The sequence below is a fragment of the Streptomyces sp. Tue6028 genome, from assembly GCF_002300165.1.
Taxonomy (GTDB): domain Bacteria; phylum Actinomycetota; class Actinomycetes; order Streptomycetales; family Streptomycetaceae; genus Streptomyces; species Streptomyces siamensis.
Genome location: NZ_MLCE01000035.1, coordinates 220,012 through 238,270, shown reverse-complemented (window position 1 = coordinate 238,270; position 18,259 = coordinate 220,012). Strand labels below are relative to the sequence as shown.

The 18,259-nt window shown below is 72.4% G+C and carries 19 protein-coding genes and 2 tRNA genes; 9 read left to right on the top strand and 12 right to left on the bottom strand.

Annotation, left to right across the window (positions count from 1 at the left end; all coding sequences use genetic code 11):
* Nucleotides 1–207, bottom strand: a 207-nt coding sequence (locus BKI49_RS32835; RefSeq protein WP_143658542.1) for a helix-turn-helix domain-containing protein, incomplete at its 3' end; no start/stop codon positions are given.
* Nucleotides 208–278: 71 nt separating this feature from the next.
* Between BKI49_RS32835 and BKI49_RS32830 the strand changes: the two genes are divergently transcribed.
* Nucleotides 279–1,166 carry an SDR family NAD(P)-dependent oxidoreductase gene (locus BKI49_RS32830; protein ID WP_095937945.1) on the top strand — a complete coding sequence of 296 codons (888 nt, stop codon included), beginning with the start codon at nucleotides 279–281 and terminating at the stop codon, nucleotides 1,164–1,166.
* A gap of 72 nt (nucleotides 1,167–1,238) precedes the next feature.
* Here BKI49_RS32830 and BKI49_RS32825 read toward each other — a convergent pair whose 3' ends face one another.
* The 4 genes from BKI49_RS32825 to BKI49_RS34930 form a co-directional block, all read right to left on the bottom strand.
* Nucleotides 1,239–2,006 carry an NPP1 family protein gene (locus BKI49_RS32825; protein WP_095937922.1) on the bottom strand — a complete coding sequence of 256 codons (768 nt, stop codon included), beginning with the start codon at nucleotides 2,004–2,006 and terminating at the stop codon, nucleotides 1,239–1,241.
* 230 nt (nucleotides 2,007–2,236) lie between these two features.
* Nucleotides 2,237–3,685 carry a hypothetical protein gene (locus BKI49_RS32820; protein ID WP_095937921.1) on the bottom strand — a complete coding sequence of 483 codons (1,449 nt, stop codon included), beginning with the start codon at nucleotides 3,683–3,685 and terminating at the stop codon, nucleotides 2,237–2,239.
* 275 nt (nucleotides 3,686–3,960) lie between these two features.
* Entirely contained in the window at nucleotides 3,961–5,046 is a 1,086-nt protein-coding gene (locus tag BKI49_RS32815; RefSeq protein WP_095937920.1) for a maleylacetate reductase, read from the bottom strand.
* Nucleotides 5,043–5,177, bottom strand: coding sequence for a hypothetical protein (locus BKI49_RS34930; RefSeq protein WP_257005049.1), 135 nt, complete (start codon nucleotides 5,175–5,177; stop codon nucleotides 5,043–5,045). The genes BKI49_RS32815 and BKI49_RS34930 overlap by 4 nt, the downstream gene beginning before the upstream one ends.
* 287 nt (nucleotides 5,178–5,464) lie before the next feature.
* On the opposite strand from BKI49_RS34930, the gene BKI49_RS32810 reads away from it, so the two are divergent.
* The gene (locus BKI49_RS32810) at nucleotides 5,465–6,001 is read left to right on the top strand and encodes an NUDIX hydrolase family protein (RefSeq protein ID WP_095937919.1); all 537 of its coding nucleotides are present in this window, start codon (nucleotides 5,465–5,467) and stop codon (nucleotides 5,999–6,001) included.
* A 64-nt stretch (nucleotides 6,002–6,065) separates the two neighbouring features.
* Here the strand turns inward: BKI49_RS32810 and BKI49_RS32805 are convergent.
* Nucleotides 6,066–6,142: transfer RNA gene (locus tag BKI49_RS32805), tRNA-Pro, on the bottom strand.
* 100 nt (nucleotides 6,143–6,242) lie between these two features.
* Here BKI49_RS32805 and BKI49_RS32800 point away from each other — a divergent pair.
* The 3 genes from BKI49_RS32800 to BKI49_RS32790 all read left to right on the top strand — a co-directional run bounded on the left by BKI49_RS32800 (nucleotide 6,243) and on the right by BKI49_RS32790 (nucleotide 8,505).
* A complete protein-coding gene (locus tag BKI49_RS32800; RefSeq protein WP_095937918.1) occupies nucleotides 6,243–6,767 on the top strand; it encodes a DUF309 domain-containing protein in 525 nt (174 codons plus the stop codon).
* Nucleotides 6,768–6,845: 78 nt separating this feature from the next.
* Nucleotides 6,846–7,616, top strand: a complete 771-nt coding sequence (cobF, locus tag BKI49_RS32795) for a precorrin-6A synthase (deacetylating) (protein ID WP_095937944.1) — start codon at nucleotides 6,846–6,848, stop codon at nucleotides 7,614–7,616.
* Between the two features lie 100 nt (nucleotides 7,617–7,716).
* Nucleotides 7,717–8,505, top strand: a complete 789-nt coding sequence (locus BKI49_RS32790) for an HAD-IIA family hydrolase (RefSeq protein WP_095937917.1) — start codon at nucleotides 7,717–7,719, stop codon at nucleotides 8,503–8,505.
* Here the strand turns inward: BKI49_RS32790 and BKI49_RS32785 are convergent.
* The 3 genes from BKI49_RS32785 to BKI49_RS32775 form a co-directional block, all read right to left on the bottom strand.
* Complete coding sequence (locus BKI49_RS32785; protein WP_095937916.1) at nucleotides 8,494–9,267, bottom strand: sulfite exporter TauE/SafE family protein; 774 nt, start codon at nucleotides 9,265–9,267, stop codon at nucleotides 8,494–8,496. The two genes, BKI49_RS32790 and BKI49_RS32785, sit on opposite strands and share 12 nt — an antisense overlap.
* Nucleotides 9,268–9,342: 75 nt before the next feature.
* Entirely contained in the window at nucleotides 9,343–10,851 is a 1,509-nt protein-coding gene (locus BKI49_RS32780; RefSeq protein WP_095937915.1) for a long-chain-fatty-acid--CoA ligase, read from the bottom strand.
* A 99-nt stretch (nucleotides 10,852–10,950) separates the two neighbouring features.
* The gene (locus tag BKI49_RS32775) at nucleotides 10,951–12,138 is read right to left on the bottom strand and encodes a thiolase family protein (RefSeq protein WP_095937914.1); all 1,188 of its coding nucleotides are present in this window, start codon (nucleotides 12,136–12,138) and stop codon (nucleotides 10,951–10,953) included.
* Nucleotides 12,139–12,446: 308 nt separating this feature from the next.
* Here BKI49_RS32775 and BKI49_RS32770 point away from each other — a divergent pair, with 308 nt between their 5' ends.
* Nucleotides 12,447–13,259, top strand: coding sequence for an SAM-dependent methyltransferase (locus BKI49_RS32770; protein ID WP_095937913.1), 813 nt, complete (start codon nucleotides 12,447–12,449; stop codon nucleotides 13,257–13,259).
* A gap of 155 nt (nucleotides 13,260–13,414) precedes the next feature.
* Here the strand turns inward: BKI49_RS32770 and BKI49_RS32765 are convergent, their stop codons facing one another.
* A complete protein-coding gene (locus BKI49_RS32765; protein ID WP_257005048.1) occupies nucleotides 13,415–13,984 on the bottom strand; it encodes a MarR family winged helix-turn-helix transcriptional regulator in 570 nt (189 codons plus the stop codon).
* A 197-nt stretch (nucleotides 13,985–14,181) separates the two neighbouring features.
* Here BKI49_RS32765 and BKI49_RS32760 point away from each other — a divergent pair, with 197 nt between their 5' ends.
* Nucleotides 14,182–14,730, top strand: coding sequence for a YceI family protein (locus tag BKI49_RS32760; protein ID WP_095937911.1), 549 nt, complete (start codon nucleotides 14,182–14,184; stop codon nucleotides 14,728–14,730).
* 161 nt (nucleotides 14,731–14,891) lie between these two features.
* Here the strand turns inward: BKI49_RS32760 and BKI49_RS32755 are convergent.
* Nucleotides 14,892–14,965 (bottom strand) — tRNA-Pro (locus tag BKI49_RS32755).
* A gap of 151 nt (nucleotides 14,966–15,116) precedes the next feature.
* On the opposite strand from BKI49_RS32755, the gene BKI49_RS32750 reads away from it, so the two are divergent.
* Both BKI49_RS32750 and BKI49_RS32745 read left to right on the top strand, forming a co-directional pair.
* Entirely contained in the window at nucleotides 15,117–15,818 is a 702-nt protein-coding gene (locus BKI49_RS32750; RefSeq protein WP_095937910.1) for a thiamine pyrophosphate-dependent enzyme, read from the top strand.
* Nucleotides 15,819–15,841: 23 nt separating this feature from the next.
* Nucleotides 15,842–16,753 (top strand): transketolase family protein, encoded by a 912-nt coding sequence (locus tag BKI49_RS32745; protein ID WP_095937909.1) that lies wholly within the window; start codon nucleotides 15,842–15,844, stop codon nucleotides 16,751–16,753.
* A gap of 56 nt (nucleotides 16,754–16,809) precedes the next feature.
* Here the strand turns inward: BKI49_RS32745 and BKI49_RS32740 are convergent, their stop codons facing one another.
* Nucleotides 16,810–18,225, bottom strand: a complete 1,416-nt coding sequence (locus tag BKI49_RS32740) for an MFS transporter (protein WP_095937908.1) — start codon at nucleotides 18,223–18,225, stop codon at nucleotides 16,810–16,812.
* Nucleotides 18,226–18,259 lie beyond the last annotated feature (34 nt).

Sequence of the window (18,259 nt, the reverse complement as noted above, 5' to 3'; positions counted from 1 at the left end):
TACGACGTGTCCCGCCGCGGTCAGCCGCACGCCGTCCCTGCGCCGTTCCAACAGGGGTGACCGGGCTGCCCGTTCGAGTGAGGCGATCTGCCGGGAGACGGCGGACTGGGTGTAGCCGAGGGCTCCCGCCGCCGCGGTGAGCGTGCCCCGCTCGGCCACTTCGCGGAAGACGCGGAGCGCGACCAGGGAGACGTCGCTGAAGTCCATGACGTTTACGCATACCAGACCTGAGAAGCTTTCGTTGGACGCATGGTCGATGCGTTCCTAGCGTGGACGGCATGACAGAACCACGCATCGCGCTGGTCACCGGCGCCAATCAGGGGCTCGGACGCGCCCTCGTCGAAGGTCTCGCCGCCCGTCTGGGTCCCGACGACCTGGTCCTGCTCACCGGGCGGAACGAGCGTCGGGTCACGGACGCGGTCTCACGTGTCGGGCAGGCGGACGCCACCAGGAGCCGGGTGGAGGGCCGGGTGCTCGACGTCACCGACGCGGAGGCCGTCCGGCGGCTGGCCACCGAACTCGCCGGCCGGTACGCGGGGGTGGACATCGTGGTGTCCAACGCGAGCGCGCCGCTCACCCCCGACCGGTCGCAGGCCGAGCAGGCCGACGAGTTCATCGACGTCGCGAACGGGGGCGCGCACGCGGTCCTGCGCTCCTTCGGCCCGGTGCTGCGTCACGGTGGACGGTTGGTCGTCGTCGCCAGTTCCCTGGGCACGCTCGGTCATCTCGATCCCCGGCTGCACCACTTGTTCGACGGTGCGTCACTGGACGAGGTCGAGTCGGCGGTCGCGTCCTGGCGAGCGGCCGTCCACGACGGCACCGCCGAGGACCTGGGCTGGCCCCGCTGGATCAACGTGCCGTCCAAGGTGGCGCAGGTCGCCGCGGTACGGGCGGTGGCGGCGGAGCGGCGGGACGCCGACCTGGCGCGCGGCACGCTGATCGCGGCGGTGTGCCCCGGACTGGTGGACACGGCGCTCTCGCGGCCCTGGTTCGCCGACTTCAGCCAGGCGCAGACCCCCGCACAGGCCGCGGTCGCGGTGCTCGACCTGCTGCTCGCCGAGAAGGCCGACCCGTCGGCGTACGGCGAACTCGTGCGGTTCGGGGAGGTGCTTCCCTGGCGTGCCGGAAGCCCTCCGCGGCAGCAGGAGGGGCTCCTGCGCCGGTGACCGGGGTGCGGCCCCGTGACCAGGGCCGGTGGCGAGGCCACCCGAGGTGCCGCCCGCCACCGGCCCGGCCGGTCAGGCGTTGGGGTCGAAGGGGATGCCGGCCGGCTTGGCCTTCTCCAGGTGGGAGTTGAAGTTGCCGTCCTTGAGGCCGAAGTGGGCGCTGCCGAAGTCGTAGGCGCTCAGCTTGTCGCGCAGTCCGGCGGGGTAGCCGTTCCAGCCGACCAGGGTGGGGAACTGCCAGGTGTGCTGGTGGTTCTCCGGCGGTTCGTCGTTGGAGTTGGCGGGCCTGAAGCAGTGGGTGCCGATGCCGTCCTTGTGGTAGACGACCTTGGGGTGCGTGCCGTCCCAGCGGATCTGGTCACGGCCGTAGACGTTGAAGTCGCCGTGGGCCGAGGTCGACACGTACTTGGCCTCGTTGTCCTGGACCCACACCACGACGTGCTCCCAGTCGTTGCGGTGTCCGCCGAGGCCGCTGCCGGCGACGGCCTGGTCCTTCTCGAAGTAGAGGCCGTACATGACGGCGCACCAGCCGTTGTTGCACTTCTCCCGGGAGTAGCCGTTGGTGTTGTCGAGGTCCCAGGAGTCGTGGCACTGGCCGTTGAGGGCGCCGGACGGCTTGAGCCCGCCGTTGATGGTGCCGTCGGGGCCGATGGCGGGGGTCGGGTAGCAGCCGTCGGTGTCGTAGTCGTAGGCCGGCTGGAACGTCTGCTCCAGTCCGTCCGCGTTCGCGGGCAAGGACTTCGGGGGGTCGGCGAGCGCGCTGCCGGGGACGGCGACGACCAGCGCGACGGCGCTGCCGAGGATGAACGAGGCCTTGCGGATCCGCGAGCTTCTCTTCACTGCGTCCTCCTGATGGACCGCGGCGTGGGGGCAGGCAGGCCAGGCGGTCGTGTTGGCATGCCCAGATCAGCTTTCCAGGGCACATGCGGAAAACGCCAGCGTCAGGAGGTGTCACAGCGATGAAGGGAGGACCAATTGACAGATGGGGCAGTCAGGTTGACCGTGCGACGGCGCCCGAGGCGCGCCCGGTCCGGAGGCCGTCGTGCCGCCGGACCGGGACGTCCGTGCGGCTACGCCCTGCCCTCGGCGAGCGTCCACTCCCGGTGCAACGAGCCCAGGGGGAGGCTGCGTTGGAGGACCGGGGTGCCGAAGACACTCAGCTGGACGCGCAGCGTGCCGGTCAGGTCGACGCCGCCGTGCACGGACCACGATCCGCCGGACCCGGCACCGGCCTTCGCCCCGGCACCGGCCTTACCCGCGGAGCCCGCCGAACCCCCGGACGCCACAGCGGAGTCGGTCCCGAGGGCACCCGCGGCCTCGGCGCGGAGATACGGCGCCAGATCGGCGGTGACGCCCACCGTGCCGTACAGGCCGACCGTGGCCTCCGCCCCGAGGGACGCCTTGACGCGGCCCGCCGCGGTGACGGAGGTGCGCACCGGACTGCTCGTCATGTGCGACTCGTCGACCGGAGTCCACCCCTTGGCCGTACCGAAGGTGCCGCCCGCCTTGAAGTCGCCCTTGAGGTCCTGCTCGACGTCCACGGTGACACTGCCGTCGGCGGCGATCTGGAAGTAGCAGGTCAGGTCGAGGTTCACCACGACGGGGATCGGCCCGACCTGGAGCACGGGGTCGGCGTGCAGCTTGGCGAACGGCACCCGGACCGGATCGGCGGACGCGGCGGCGCGCCCCTTGAGCGCCCACTTCGAGGTCCAGTCCCCCGAGACGCCGAGGTACGCGGCACCGGGTCCGGAGCCGGCCGTCCCGCCGCCGTAGGAGAAGTCGACCTCGGGCGCGACCTGGACGAAGCCGGAGACGGATGCCGAGGCCCCGGCGGGCGCGCCCGCCGCCGTGCCGAGCCGGGCCCCGACGTCGATGCGCAGGCTGCCGAGCGGGACCTTGGCGCCCTCGGGGCCCGCGTGCACGTTCCCGGTCTTCGCCCACGAGACCTTGACGTCGGGCAGCAGCCGGTCGACGTCGAAGGACGCGGGGTCGACGGGCACGGAGCCCTTGGCATCGCCGTCGCCGAGGAGCGCGTCCAGGGTGGTCGGCGCCGTCTGGACCTCGGTGCCGTCGCCGCGCTCGGCGATCACCCCGGTGACCTTCGCGAGGAGTCCGTCCGGGGCCCCCGGCACGGGGGCACTGGCGATGACGTCGCCGACGGCGGTGCGGTGCGGACGCTCCGGGCTCCCGCCGGTCGGGGACGGCGAGGAGGTGACCTTCCCGTCGGAACCTCCCTTGTCCGGAGTGGATATGACGGCCCGTCGGGTGTGGCTGTCGTAGGACCTCACCTTCATCGAGGTCTTGCGGGCCTTGCCGCCGGCCACACCCGCCCGCGCGACGGCGGTCGAGGTGGCCGCGGGTTCGGGGGCGGCGACCACGGCCGCCGCCGGACGGTCGGAGCCCGCGGCCGCGGGGCCGGAGGTGTCGGCGCCCCGGGAGTGTCCGGGTGCCGGGGAGGCCGCGGGCTCCGAGGAGCAGCCGGCGGCGAGGAAGAGGGCGGATGCGGCGAGTGCGGGCATGACGGCACGCAAGGGCCGCTTGCGGATACGCAAGTTCAGTCCTGAGGGGGGTGGGGGGTGACAGTGGATTACCAGCGGGTAACCAGTGGTGAGCCTGTCATGAACCCGTGAAGCACTGCTTCACCTTCGGCCGGTTCAGCGGGTGATGTGCGCCACGTCCTCGACGACGTACGACCGAACGGCCCCTTTCGCACCAACCACGCTCGTTCTCGCGGCAGTTGACGACCCTTCAGGCAAAGTGGTCGACAACCGCTCGGACAGGTTTCGCCGCGCCCTCAGCGCGACGGCTCGCTCCGCGGGTCCCAGCCCTCGTAGGCCGCCGTCAACAGCCCCAGCACGCCGTTCGCGGTGACCTCACGGGGGTTGGGGTACGACTGGGCGGCGGTCTGCGCCGCAGCCACCGTCAAGTCCGCTTCCTTCAGGCCGAGTTCCGCGAGGGATTGCGGAGCGCCCAGCGTTGCGGCCAGTTCGCGCAGGGCGCGGGGCACGTCGTCGGCCCCCAAGGCGCGGGACAGCGCCGTGAGCGCGTCGGGTGCCGCGGACGCGTTGTAGGCGAGCACGTACGGGAGGACCACCGTGTGGGTCGCGGCGTGCGGCAGGTCGAAGGTGCCGCCGAGCACGTGGCACAGCTTGTGGTGCAGTCCCATCGTGGTGGCGCCCAGGCACGCGCCGCACAGCCAGGCTCCGTACAGCGCGCGGCTGCGCGCGTCGAGGTCGCCGGGCGCGGCGGCCACCCGCGGCAGCGCTCCGGCCATCGCCCGTACGCCTTCCTCGGCCATGAGGGAGACGAGAGGCGAGGCATCGGGCGCGTAGAGCGCCTCCGCGGCGTGGGCCAGCGCGTTGATGCCGCTGGTGACAGAGAGCGGGACGGGCAGCCCGAGGGTGAGTTCGGGGTCGTAGACGACGCTGCGGGGCAGCACGGCGAGGTCGCGGCCGGTGCGTTTGACTCCGTGCTCGGTGAGCCCCCAGACCGAGGTCATCTCGGATCCGGCATAGGTGGACGGTACGGCGACCAGCGGGAGACCGGTGCGCAGGGCGATCGCCTTGCCCAGGCCGATCGCCGAGCCGCCGCCCACCGCGACGCATCCGTCGGCGCCCAGCTCGCGTGCCACCTCGACGGCCCGGTCGGCGACCTCCACCGGCACGTGCATGCGCGCCTCGGCGTGCACCCCCACGCAGGCGCCGCCCAGTGCGTCCGCGACCCCCCGTGCGGTCGTCGCGCCCCTGCTGCCGCAGACCACCAGCACCCGGTGCAGTCCGAGCCGCGCGACCTCGCCCGGCGTCGCGGTCACCGAGGCGCCGGGCCGGAAGACGACGCGCGCGGGCCTGGTCTCGTACGAGAAGTCGAGGGGGGTGCTCATCGCGGCTCCAGTGCCAGGTCGAAGCAGGCATGCCGGGTGAGCGCGCTCAAGAGCTCACGCAGCCGCGGATCGGCCGTACGGTCGAGGCTCGTGACGACCGCGCGGGTGATGTCGGTGGTGAATGGCGTCATACCGCTCCCCTGGTCCGGCAGGCCATCCTGCCAGGCATGTGCCGCGGGCACGAGACCGTCCGCGCTCGCAGTTCGAGGCCCGGGGGTCCGTCCTGTGGTGCGGCGCGGCACGCCCGGCGCGGTCGTGGGCACGACGCGGCCGGAACACGGCGCGGTCGTGGACAGGGTGCGGCCGAAGCACTTCCCGAAGCCGGAGACGTCCGGCGGATCACGATGACATGCTGTTCCGAGCGGCACACGTGACGCGGAACACACGAAGCAGGGCACCCTGAAAGTATGATCAACCAATGTCTGACATGACCGAAACCACGCCCGGCTGGCTGGCTCCCGACGAGCTGGAACTGGCCCGCGCCCGCATGCCGATCCTGTATGTCGAAGCGGTGCCGGTGCGCGTCGACGACAGCGGCGAAGTCACCCACATCGGGCTCCTGCTCCGCATCGGTCCGGACGGGACGGTCAGCCGCACCCTCGTCTCCGGTCGGGTGCTGCACCACGAGCGCGTCCGCGACGCCCTGCTGCGCCACCTGGAGAAGGACCTCGGACCGGTGGCACTCCCCCGGGTCCCGGCCTCCCTCCAGCCCTTCACGGTCGCCGAGTACTTCCCGACACTGGGGGTCACTCCGTTCCACGACCCGCGCCAGCACGCCGTGTCGCTCGCCTACATCGTCCCGGTGACCGGCGACTGCCGCCCCCGGCAGGACGCCCTCGACCTGGTCTGGTTCAGCCCCGAGGAGGCGTCGTCGCCGCTGGTCATCGACGAGATGCCGGGCGGGCACGGGGTCCTGCTCAGGCAGGCCCTCGCCCATGTCGGCCGGCTGTCCTGAAGGAGGCAACGGAAAAGGCCGTCTTCCCATCGCTGAGAAAACGGCCTCCGACCGGCTTCAATGCTGGTCGGGACGACAGGATTTGAACCTGCGACCCCTTGACCCCCAGTCAAGTGCGCTACCAAGCTGCGCCACGTCCCGGTGCCTTCACCCACGGTGACCCGCGTGATCGTGCGAGCAGAACTTTACCCCACACCGGGGGCTGCTCCGAAGGGGGCGCGGAACGCGCGACAATCGGGATATGAGCGGAACATCCGAGGCACGGCAGGACGACGGGCGCGACCGGGACACGGAGGGCCGCGCGCGCAACGCCCGGCCGCGCGACGGCCTCGGACGGCCGCTGCCGTACGGCGCGGACGGGGTGGAACGGCAGCCGGAGGGCGTCGTGCGCACCCCCGAGGAGACCGTCGCCGAGGCGCAGGCGCTGCTGGACGCGGGAAAGCCGTTCCACGCGCACGAGGTCTTCGAGGACGCCTGGAAGTCCGGTCCCGAGGACGAGCGCGCGCTGTGGCGCGGTCTGGCCCAGCTCGCGGTGGGGCTCACCCACGCGGCCCGCGGGAACCTCACGGGCGGGGCCCGGCTGCTGCGGCGCGGCGCCGGGGGCACCGCGGAGTGGTCGGCCCTGACCGGCCGCGAGCGGCCGTACGGAATGGACCTCGGGGAACTGAGCGCCTGGGCGCGTGACGTGGCCGCCTCGGTGGAGCGTGAGGGCAGGGCGATCGACGCGCGGGAATCGGCTCCGCGGCTGGCCGGGCGGGGCGCCTGACACCTGCGCCGGACCGGCGTCCGGGCCGATCCCAGGTGCGGTGCGTCCACGATCGGTGGCGTGCGGCAGACTCTGGGTGTGCGAAAGATTCATGTCATCGGGATCGGGGCGGGCGACCCCGATCAGCTCACGTTGCAGGCGGTCAAGTCGCTGAGGAGCACGGACGTGTTCTTCATCCTGGACAAGGGCGAGGTGAAGTCGGACCTCGTCCAGCTGCGCCGTGACATCCTCGACACGCACATACCGGACGGTGCGTACCGACTGGTCGAGGCCCGCGACCCGGACCGCGACCGGTCCGCGGGAGGCACGGCGTACTCTCCTGCCGTCGGTGACTGGCGCAGTGCTCGCGCCGCCATCTACGAGCGGCTGATCGCCGAGAAGCTCGGCGAGGACGAGAGCGGCGCCTTCCTGGTGTGGGGCGATCCCGCGCTGTACGACAGCACCATCGGCATCCTGGAGGAGATCCTGGAGCGCGGCTCGGTGCCGTTCACATACGACGTCGTGCCCGGTGTCAGCAGCGTCTCCGCGCTGGTGGCACGGCACCGCACGGGGCTGAACCGCGTCGCCCGGCCGGTCCAGATCACCACGGGCCGCCGCCTCGCCGAGGGTTTCCCCGACGGTGTGGACGACGTGGTCGTCATGCTCGACGCCCACCAGACCTTCCGGCAGTACACCGACGAGGACATCGACATCTACTGGGGCGCCTACATCGGAACGCCCGACGAGATCCTCGCGTCCGGTCCCCTCGCCGAGACCGCTCCGCGCATCGAGCGGCTGCGGGCCGAGGCCCGGGAGCGCAAGGGATGGATCATGGACACCTACCTGCTGCGCAGGAACCCGCGGGACTAGGCCCTGTCTGACGGGCCCGGCGCCGGGACCGGCGGCACCCGCGGGAGGGCAGCGGGGTCGCCGGGCGGCCGACGGGCCCGCCCGTCGGTATCGTCCAGGCATGGAGTCGGTACGCGCGGTTCTCATCGACATCGACGGTGTGCTCACGGTGTCGTGGCAGCCGCTGCCCGGCGCGGTCGGGGCCCTACGCCGGATCCGCGACGCCGGTCTCCCCGTGGCGCTGGTGACGAACACGACCTCGCGCACGCGGGCGTCGATCGCCCGGACGCTGTCGGACGCCGGTTTCGCGGTGGCCGCCGAGGACATCCTGACCGCGCCCGCGGTGACGGCCGCACACCTCACGGAGCACTTCCCGGGCGCGCGCTGCACCCTGCTCAACAGCGGCGACATCCGTGAGGACCTCGCCGGCGTCACCCTGGTCGACGATCCCGGTGTGGTTCCCGACGTCGTCGTCCTCGGCGGGGCCGGTCCCGAGTTCGACTACGCCTCCTTGAACCGTGCCTTCGGGGACCTCCAGCGCGGCGCCCGGCTGGTCGCCATGCACCGCAACCTGTACTGGCGGACCGACGAGGGTCTCCAGCTCGACTCGGGAGCCTTCGTGACGGGGCTGGAGGCCGCCGCCCGCACCGAGGCCGTGATCACGGGAAAGCCGTCGGCCGCGTTCTTCGGGGCGGCGCTCGCGCATCTCGGAGTGAGCGCGCGGGGGGCGGTGATGGTCGGGGACGACATCGAGTCGGACGTCCTCGCGGCGCAACGGGCCGGGGTGACCGGGGTGCTGGTGAGGACCGGCAAGTATCTGCCGGAGACGCACCGGGCCGCGAGCGGCGAACCCGACCACGTCATCGACTCGTTCGCCGGCCTTCCGAAGCTGCTCGGGCTAACGCAGTAGGAGTTGCACGCCGCCCACGACGGTCGCCGCGATGACGAGCTGCTCGAACAAGCGCTGGTTGATCCTGTTCACGGCCCACTTGCCGAGGAACGCACCCGGGACGACGAAGATCACGAGGGCCGCGTCCAGCAGCAGCGAGCGGCCGTCGATCAGACCGAGTCCGGCGCTGAAGGGCACCTTCGAGACGTTCACGATCAGGAAGAAGAAGGCGGACGTGCCGAGGAAGCCGAGCTTGCGGAAGCCCGCCGACAGGAGGTACAGCGACATCACCGGGCCGCCCGCGTTGGCGACCATCGTGGTGAAACCGCCGAGGACTCCGTAGGAGCGGGCCTTGATGCGACCCGCCCGGCTCGTGACGGCGTCCGGTTCGTCCTCGCTGCCGGCCCGGCGCCGCCGCCACATCGTGACGCCGGCCATCAGCAGCAGGATCGCGCCGATCGAGGTCCGTACGACCGCGTCGTCCGCCCACACCAGGAACAGCGTGCCGACGACCACTCCCGCCGCGACCGCCGGGAACAGCCGCCACAGCGTGGGCCAGTGGGCATGGCGCCGGTAGGTGAGGACCGCGAGGACGTCCCCGGCGATCAGGATCGGGAGCAGCACGCCGGTGGAGGCGCGGGCGGGCAGGACGGCCGCGAAGACGGCGAGGCTGACCGTGTTGGCCCCGCTCACCGCCGTTTTCGAGAAGCCGACGAGCAGGGCCGCGAAGGCGAGCGCGGCGAACTCCCAGCCGGATATGTGCCAGAGCGTCATCGTGTTCATGCGGGAACCGATGCTATGCCCACCTATCCGGCCGCCGTAAGGAGCGTCTCGACAGGTGGCACCTGCGCCGGCGGCTCAGCCGGTGTACCGGGCCCGCAGCTCCCGCTTGAGCACCTTCATGCTCGGACCGAGCGGCAGCGCGTCGGTGAACTCCACGCGGCGCGGGTACTTGTGACGGCCCAGGTGTTCCTTCGACCACGTGGTGATGCCGTCGCCGTCGGCGGCCGAGCCGGGCGCGGGGACCACGACCGCGCACACCTCCTCGCCGTGCAGCTCGTCCGGCAGTCCGATCACCGCGACCTGGGCGACGCCGGGGTGCCGCATCAGCACCTCCTCGACCTCCCGCGGGTAGACGTTGTAGCCGCCGCGGATGATGACGTCCTTCTTGCGGTCGACGATCCGCAGGAAGCCCTCCTCGTCCTTGGTGCCCAGGTCGCCGGTGCGGAACCAGCCGTCCACCACGGCCTCCGCGGTCGCCTCGGGACGGCCCAGGTACCCGGAGAAGACGTTGTGGCCGCGGACGACGACCTCACCGAGTTCGCCCGCCGGCAGCAGTTCGACACGGTCCTCGGCCTCCGCCCGCGCGATCTCCACGTCCACGCCCCACAAGGGGTGGCCGATGGTGCCGGGCTTCGTGCCGAACAGGGGCTGGTTGACGGTCGCGGTCGGCGAGGTCTCCGACAGCCCGTACCCCTCGTAGACCTTCGCTCCGAACGCCGTCTCGAACCGCTCCAGGACGGCCACCGGCAGCGAGGCGCCACCGGAGACGCAGACCCGCAGCTCGGGCAGTGCGTCCGTGTCCGCCGCGGCGGCCGCGAGGGCGACGAACATGGTGGGGACGCCGTGGAAGGTGTTCACCCCTTCCTTCACCATCAGTTCGATCGCGCGCGCGGCGTCGAAGCGCGGCAGCAGGACGAGGGTGGCGCCCGCCCGCCAGGTGGAGTTGAGGGAGACGGTCTGGCCGAAGGCGTGGAAGAGCGGGAGCGCGCCGAGCGCGATGTCGTCGGGGCGGATGTCGTTGGCGTCGAAGGCGTTCACGGTCGCGTTCATCACCAGGTTGAAGTGGCTGAGCACGGCGCCTTTGGGGACGCCGGTCGTGCCGCTGGTGTAGAAGACGACGGCCGGGTCGTCGGCGTCGCGGGTGACGTAGGACGGGAGCGGTTCGGCGTCCGCCGCGAGCTTCTCCAGTTCGGCGCCCAGCATGACGACGCGGACGCCGAGGGCGCGCGCCGCCGCGGCGCCCGTCCCGGCCTGCGCCGGGTGACACAGCAGCAGGGTCGCGCCGCTGTCCTTCAGGACGTGCTCGACCTCGGACGCCGACAGCAGGAGGTGGACGGGGACGACCACGCCGCCCGCCGCCGCGACGGCGTAGTAGGCGTGCGGGAAGTCCGCCGTGTTGGGGGCCATCAGCGCCACCCGGTCCCCCGGCCGCACACCGAGGCCGGCCAGGGCGCCGGCTTCGGCCAGGGCACGCCGCCACACCTGGGCGAAGGTGAGGCGCAGGTCGCCCTCGACGAGCGCCGTCCGGTCGGGGCGGCGGCGGGCGTTCTCGGCGAGGATCGCGGCGAGGGACAGGGTGGCCATGGAGGGGTGCTCCGTTTCTGATCTCCGCCGGGGGCGGCTGGTGTTCGCTGGTTTCGGACGGGTCGCGCGGCTCCGCCCGCCGGAGCCGCGTACGGGGCTTCAGCCGCGCTCGACCAGGACCGCGCTGCCCTGTCCGACCCCCACGCACATGGTGGCCAGGCCGCGCGCGGCGCCGGTACGGCGCATGCGGTGCAGCAAGGTGGTGAGGATGCGGGCGCCGGAGCAGCCGAGCGGGTGGCCGAGGGCGATGGCCCCGCCGGTCGGGTTGACGAGCTCCGGGTCGATCCCGAGCTTGTCCACGGAGGCGAGGGCCTGGGCGGCGAAGGCCTCGTTGAACTCGGCCTCCTGGATGTCGCCGATGCCCCAGCCGACGCGTCCCAGCGCCTTCTGCGTGGCGGGGACGGGGCCGATGCCCATGACGTCGGGGTGGACACCGGCCGACGCTCCGGCGACGTAGCGTCCGAGGGACTCCAGCCCCAGGTCGTTCAGGGCGTCCTCGCTGACGAGCAGCAGGCCGGCCGCGCCGTCGTTCATCGGGGACGCGTTGCCCGCGGTGACCGTGCCGCCTTCGCGGAACACCGGCCTGAGGCGGGCGAGCTTGTCGAGCGAGGTGTCCTCGCGTACGCATTCGTCGGTGTCGACGACGACGCCGTCGGGGCGTTCGACGGGGAGCAGTTCGGCGTCGAAGTACCCGTTCTTGCGGGCATCCGCGGCGCGCTGGTGGCTGCGCAGCGCGAACGCGTCCTGGCGCTCGCGCGGGACGCCGTACCGCTCGGCGACCTCCTCGGCCGTCTCCCCCATCGACAGGAGACCGTGCAGGTCCTTCATCGCGGGGTTGACCAGGCGCCAGCCGAGCCGGGTGTCGACCGTCTCGATGCGATGGGGAAGGGCCTCGTCCGGGCGGGGCAGGACGAAGGGCGCCCGGCTCATCGACTCGGAGCCGCCCGCGAGCACGATGTCGGCCTCACCGGAGGCGATGGCGCGGGCCGCGGTCGTGACGGCCTCCAGGCCGGAGGCGCACAGCCGGTTGACGGTGGCGCCGGGTACGGACTCGGGCAGGCCCGCGAGGAGCGCGGCCATGCGGGCGACGTTGCGGTTGTCCTCGCCCGCCTGGTTGGCGGCGCCCCAGTAGACGTCGTCGATACGGGCCGGGTCGAGCGTGGGCAGTCCGGCGACCAGCCCGCGCACGACGGTCGCGGCGAGGTCGTCGGACCGCACGGAGGACAGGGCTCCGCGCAGCTTGCCGATGGGGGTGCGGCGGGCGGCCGCGAAGTGGACGGGACGCACGACAGGACTCCTGGAGGACGGCGGATCACGCGATCACGGTGTGACGCGGGCGCGGATCACGGGATCGCCGGTCTCGCGAGCGCGGGATCTCCGGATCGCGGGGACCGGCGAAGGGGCGGAAACAATTAATTAGCACTGCTAGTTTTCGACTATAGACCCGCGACCGGCCATCTGGGAAGATCCCGCTCCCCCGGCCCCGGAACGTCACCCGGACCCCTGACGCCTCGCCGGGATGGCACACTGCTCGCACGTACTGCCGAACACCCCCAGGCAGGGCGAACAGGCAGGTCTAGCAAAGGAGTTGCCGCATGACGGGGCCCGAGTCCACCGTGGACCGGATCGACACCAGCAGGCCGCATCCGGCACGGGTGTACGACTGGTACCTCGGAGGCAAGGACAACTACCCGGTCGACGAGGAGCTCGGCCGGCACATCCAGTCGCTCGATCCGGGCGCCAAACGGGCCGCCCGCAGCAACCGCTGGTTCATGCAGCGGGCCACCCGCCATGTCGTCGGCGCGGCGGGGATCCGGCAGTTCCTCGACATCGGCACCGGCATCCCCACCGAGCCCAACCTCCACCAGATCGCGCAGCGCACCGCCGCGGACGCGCGGGTGGTGTACGTCGACAACGACCCGATCGTCCTCGCCCACGCCGGGGCGCTGCTGCGCGGGACCCCGCAGGGCGTGACGGAGTACATCCAGGCCGACGCGCGCGAGCCGGAGAAGATACTCGCCGAGGCGGGCCGCGTCCTCGACTTCGACCGGCCCGTAGCCCTGTCCCTGATCGCCCTGATGCACTTCATCGCTGACGAGAGCGGCGCGTACGAGCTGGTGGAGACCCTGGTCGAGGCGCTGGCGCCGGGCAGCTGCCTGGCACTGTCGGCGATGACCGCCGACTTCGAGCCCGAGAACGTGCGGCGCGGCATCGAGACGTACGCGAAGGGCGGGGTGACCCTCGTCGGCCGCTCCCACGCCGAGGTCGGCCGGTTCTTCAAGGGGCTCGACCTGGTCGAACCGGGCATCGTCTCCGTGAAGGACTGGCATCCCGAGCTCGCGGAGGACGAGACCTCCATCGGCGACGCACCGGTCTCCCTGTACGGCGGGGTCGCCTTCAAGGCCTGACGGGCACCGGTCCGGTCAGCCGTCGGCTCCGGTCCGGTCAGCCGCCGCCATCGGCACCGGTCCAGTCAGCCCGCCGTCGGCTCCGGTCCGGTCAGTCGCCCGCCGACGGCGGCGGGCGGCTGACCACCACGCGGCGGGCGCCCCGGGCACAGCCGTCAGCAGGGCTCCGTCGGCTCCTCGCAGGGCGCGTCCACGATGCCCAGCGTGACGAAGGCGCGGGCGAAGGAGGCGAAGCCCTCCTCCCCCAGGGGTTCCACGACACGACGCCGCACCGCGTCGGCGAACACCTTCGCCGCGGTCGTGGCCGTCTCCCGGCCGAGCGGAGTCAGCACGGCATAGGTCACCCTGCGGTCCGAACGGGACGGGCGGCGCTCGACGAGACCGGCGTCGGCCAGCCGGTCGACCACCCCGGTCGTCCCCGCGGTGGAGAAGCCGAGCGCCTGGGACAGCAGCCGCATCGGAGCGGCTCGGTCCGACGACGCGACCAGGAAGCAGAGCACTTCGAGGGACGAGGGCGGCAGCCCCACCTCGCGCTGGGCCTCGGCGATCAGTTCGTCCGTGAGCTCACGGAACCCCGTCGCCAGGCCGTTCCACCGCTGCAGCAGGTCGGTCTCCTCGGCGCTCGGACACGGGTCCGCCGCGCCGGGACACCCGGCCCGCTCCTTCGACTGCTGGGACTCCCCCATGCGCTGGCTCCCGTAGTCCGATCCCGAGTCCTCACCCACTTGCCGAGAATACCCCGCCCATCTATTATCTCGCGAGCTACCTAATAGCTGGCGTAGTAGTAGCTGGCGATGTATTCATCATTCAACCGATCGGTGCGGCACCCGACCGCGGCCACCCGGGCCCGGCCTCTCCCGCCCCCTCCACCGGCTCCGGCGCCGCCAGGGCACCGGACCGCTCACGAAAGGCACGGACGACCATGTCCCACACCACCCCCTCGTCCCGGCCCGGCGCGCTCCCGGACGTCTCGGCGGGTCACTGGACCCTCGACCCGGCAGGCACCACCGTCGGGTTCCAGCACCGCACGTTCTGGGGCCTGTTGAACGTCAAGGGGGTGTTCGCCGAGGTCGGCGGCGACGGCGAGGTGCTCGCCGGGGGCGGCGCGCACGGCAGCGTGACCATCGGCGCCGCGTCCCTGGACACCAGGAACGCCAAGCGTGACGAGCACCTGCGCTCCGCGGACTTCTTCGATGTGGAGACGCACCCCTCGCTCGTCTTCACCGCCACGGAGGTCACGCCGTCCGGCGACGCGACCGTCCACGTCACCGGCGACCTGACCGTGCTGGGCGTGACCCGTGCGCTGTCCTTCACCGCCAAGGCGTCCGAGATCTCCGCCGACGCGGTCACCCTCACCGCCGAACTCCCGGTGGAACGCGGGGACTTCGGCATGTCCTGGAACCAGGCCGGCATGCTCAAGCCGCTGACCCGCGTCACGATCGCCGCGCGCTTCACCCGCCGCGCCGACTGACCGGAGGCCCCCGCCCGCGCCACGAGTTCGGCCGGGGCCCCGGCCGGCTCGCGCCCTCATCCGTCGCCCGTCGCCCGTCAGCCGTCGCGGTCGCGGTAGCCGTCGCGGGGAAACGCAAAAAGGGCCCCGCGGGCTCTTGCCCGCGAAGACCCTTCGCACCGTCGGGACGACAGGATTTGAACCTGCGACCCCTTGACCCCCAGTCAAGTGCGCTACCAAGCTGCGCCACGTCCCGGTGCCCGCCTGACCTGGGGTTTCCCCGGGCCGAACGTGCACGGAAACAATACCGCACTCGCGCCTGTGGTCGCGCACCCGTTTATGCGGGTCCGCGCCCGGGACGAGTGCGGGTTGACCTGAAGTTTGGTTGAGGTTGCACGATCGTCGGCATGACGATCACAGCGACGCAGCGGTACGCGTACACGGACCTGCCCCGCCTGATGGGGCTGATGACCGGCGACGAGAAGCACGGACCTGCGGCGACGTCGACCATGGACGCCCTGTGGGTGCTGTACGACCGGGTGCTGCGGGTCGCGCCCGACCGTGTGGACGATCCGGAGCGGGACCGGTTCCTGCTCTCCAAGGGACACGGACCCATGGCGTACTACACCGTGCTCGCGGCCAAGGGGTTCGTGCCCGAGTCGTGGCTGCCCGGATTCGGCTCCTACGCGTCGCCGCTGGGCCACCACCCCGACCGTGTCCTCGTACCGGGCGCCGAGATCGGCAGCGGGTCCCTCGGGCACGGACTGCCGATCGGCGTCGGAACGGCTCTCGGGCTGCGCGCGCAAGGACTGGACGAGCCCCGCGTGTGGGTGCTGATCGGCGACGCGGAACTGGACGAGGGAAGCAATCACGAGGCGATCGCCTTCGCCGGTCCGGCAGGTCTGGAACGGCTCCACACCGTGGTCGTCGACAACTCGTCCGCCAGTCACGCCCGCCCCGGGGGCATCGCGGCCCGGTTCGAGGCGGCCGGCTGGTCCGCCGCCACGGTGGACGGCCGCGACCACGAAGCCCTGTACGCCGCCTTCACGGCGCCCCATCCCGGACGTCCGCGCGTGGTCGTCGCCCAGGTCGAACCGAAGTCGGCCTGAGCCGACGGAAGGACACACATCCCATGGACACCATGCGTGACCGTTTCGCCCCTGTCGTCTCGCGGCTGCTCGACGAGGACCCCCGTGTCGCGGTCGTCCTGGCCGAGATCGGCATGGACGGCTTCGCGAAGGCCCGGAGCAGGCATCCCGACCGGGTCGTCAACGTGGGCATTCGTGAGCAGCTGCTGATCGGCACGGCCGCGGGCCTCGCGCTGACCGGGCTGCGTCCCGTGCTGCACACCTTCGCCAGCTTCCTCGTGGAACGGCCCTTCGAGCAGGTCAAACTGGACCTCGGGCACCAGGACGCGGGCGCGGTGCTCGTCAGCGCCGCCGCGTCCTTCGACTGGCCGGCCGGCGGCTTCACCCACATGTCGCCCGGCGACGTGGCCCTTCTCGACACACTGGACGGCTGGACGGTGCACGTCCCGGGCCATCCCGACGAGGCCGAGACGCTGCTGCGCCACGCGGTCGCGGCCGGGGACGACAAGGTGTACGTCCGCCTGTCCGTGCAGTCGAACACGCAGGGGCTGCCCGTCGACGGAGCGCGCTTCCGCACCGTGCGCGAGGGGCACGCGGGCGTGGTCGTCGCGGTCGGTCCGATGCTCGACGCCGCACTGGCCGCCACGGAGGGGCTCGACGTGACCTTGTTGTACGCGACCACCGTCCGGCCCTTCGACGCGGCGGCGCTGCGCCGGGCCACGGAGACCGCGGGCACCGACGTGGTCCTCGTCGAGCCGTATCTGGCGGGCACGTCCACGAAGGAGGCGGCCGACGCGCTCGCCGACGTGCCGCACCGGGTCCTGGGCCTCGGTGTGGGCCGCCGCGAGCTGCGCCGGTACGGGACGGTCGAGGAGCACGTCGCCGCCCACGGCCTGGACCCGGCGTCCCTGCGGGAGCGGATCGGCGCCTTCCTGGGAGCCCGGGTCCACGGATGACCGGACGCCCGGCGGCCCGGGTCGACGGGTGAGCGGCGCGCCGCCCGCCGGTCGGTTCACACGGCCGGGCGGTCCTCCCGCCGGGCGGCCGCGGCCGACACGGGTTCCGTCGCGGCGGACGGGCGGGGCAGCGGCGGGGGGCCGTCGACACGGACCAGATTCCGGATCGCGGGCACCGCCAGCAGGGCGGTCGAGACGACGAGGGTCATGACGCCGGCGATGAGCAGCACGTGGTCGGCGCCGAGCGCCGCGGCGGCCGGTCCGGCCAGTGCCTGCCCTACGGGCATCATGGCCAGGGAGCCCGCGACGTCGTACGCGTGGATGCGGTTGAGGACGTCGGGCGCCACCTGTGTCTGCACGCTCGTCGCCCACATCACACCCCACAGCGACATGCCCGCGCCGGCCACGACCGCGCCGGCCGACATGGCCGCCACGCCAAGTCCCCATCCGACGGTCGCCGGGAAGCAGGCGAAGGCGAAGAGGGCGAAAGATCCGGCCCGCAGCATGCGGCGGGGGCGCAGCCGCAGCGCGATCAGTCCGCCGATGACGGTGCCGGCGCCGAGGGCCGAGTTGACCAGGCCGTAGGCGCGCGGGCCGTGCTCCTGCACCACCTCGGTGGCCACCAGGGGGACGGTCGGCCCCCAGATGGAGATCATGTAGACGCACCAGATGACGATGACGCCCCAGAGCCAGGTGCGGGATCTGAACTCCCGCCAGCCCTCGGCGAGATCGGCCCTGAAGCTGCCGCTGTGGGACCGGCTTCCGGGGGCGGCCGGGGGCAGCCGGAGCAGGAGCAGGCACAGGGCGCTGAGCGCGTAGGTCGCCGCGTGGGCGGCGAAGACCCCGCCGGCGGAGGAGAACGCGACCAGCAGGCCCGCCAGCGCCGGGCCGGCGAGCTGGGCGGCGGACTCGGCGATCCGTATGGCGCCGTTGGCCCCCTGGACGTCGGTGGCGAGGCGCGGCACCGTGCTGGCGACGCCGGGCTGGAACACCGCGCCGGCCACGCCGTTGACCGCGCCGATCACGCAGATCTCCCAGAGGACCACGTGGCCGGCGAAGAACAGCGCGGCGGCGAGGGACTGGGTGACCAGCCGCACCAGATCGGCACCGATCATGAGCTTGCGTGTGCTGAACCGGTCGGCGATGACCCCGCCGAAGATCACCAGGCCCGCGAACGAGGCCGCCGACGCCGCCATGGCCAGGCCGACCGCGCCGACCCCGTATCCGTACCGCAGCAGTCCGGCGGCCAGCGCCACCGGGAGCATGGTGTCGCCGAGCCGGGCGAGGGCGCGTGCGACGAAGAAGAGGGCGAAGTCCCGCGACCAGACGGGCGAGGGCGCCCCGGCGGCAACGATGTCACGACGCCGCCGCTCTCCGCGTCGCGCCTTCCCCGCGCGGTCCGACGGTTCGTCCCGTCGTTCGCCGCCCGGCTCGTCGCGCTGTGATGTCCCGCCCGATGACGTCCCGGCCATCCCGCTCGATCCCCTCCCCTGACTCCCCATGCCC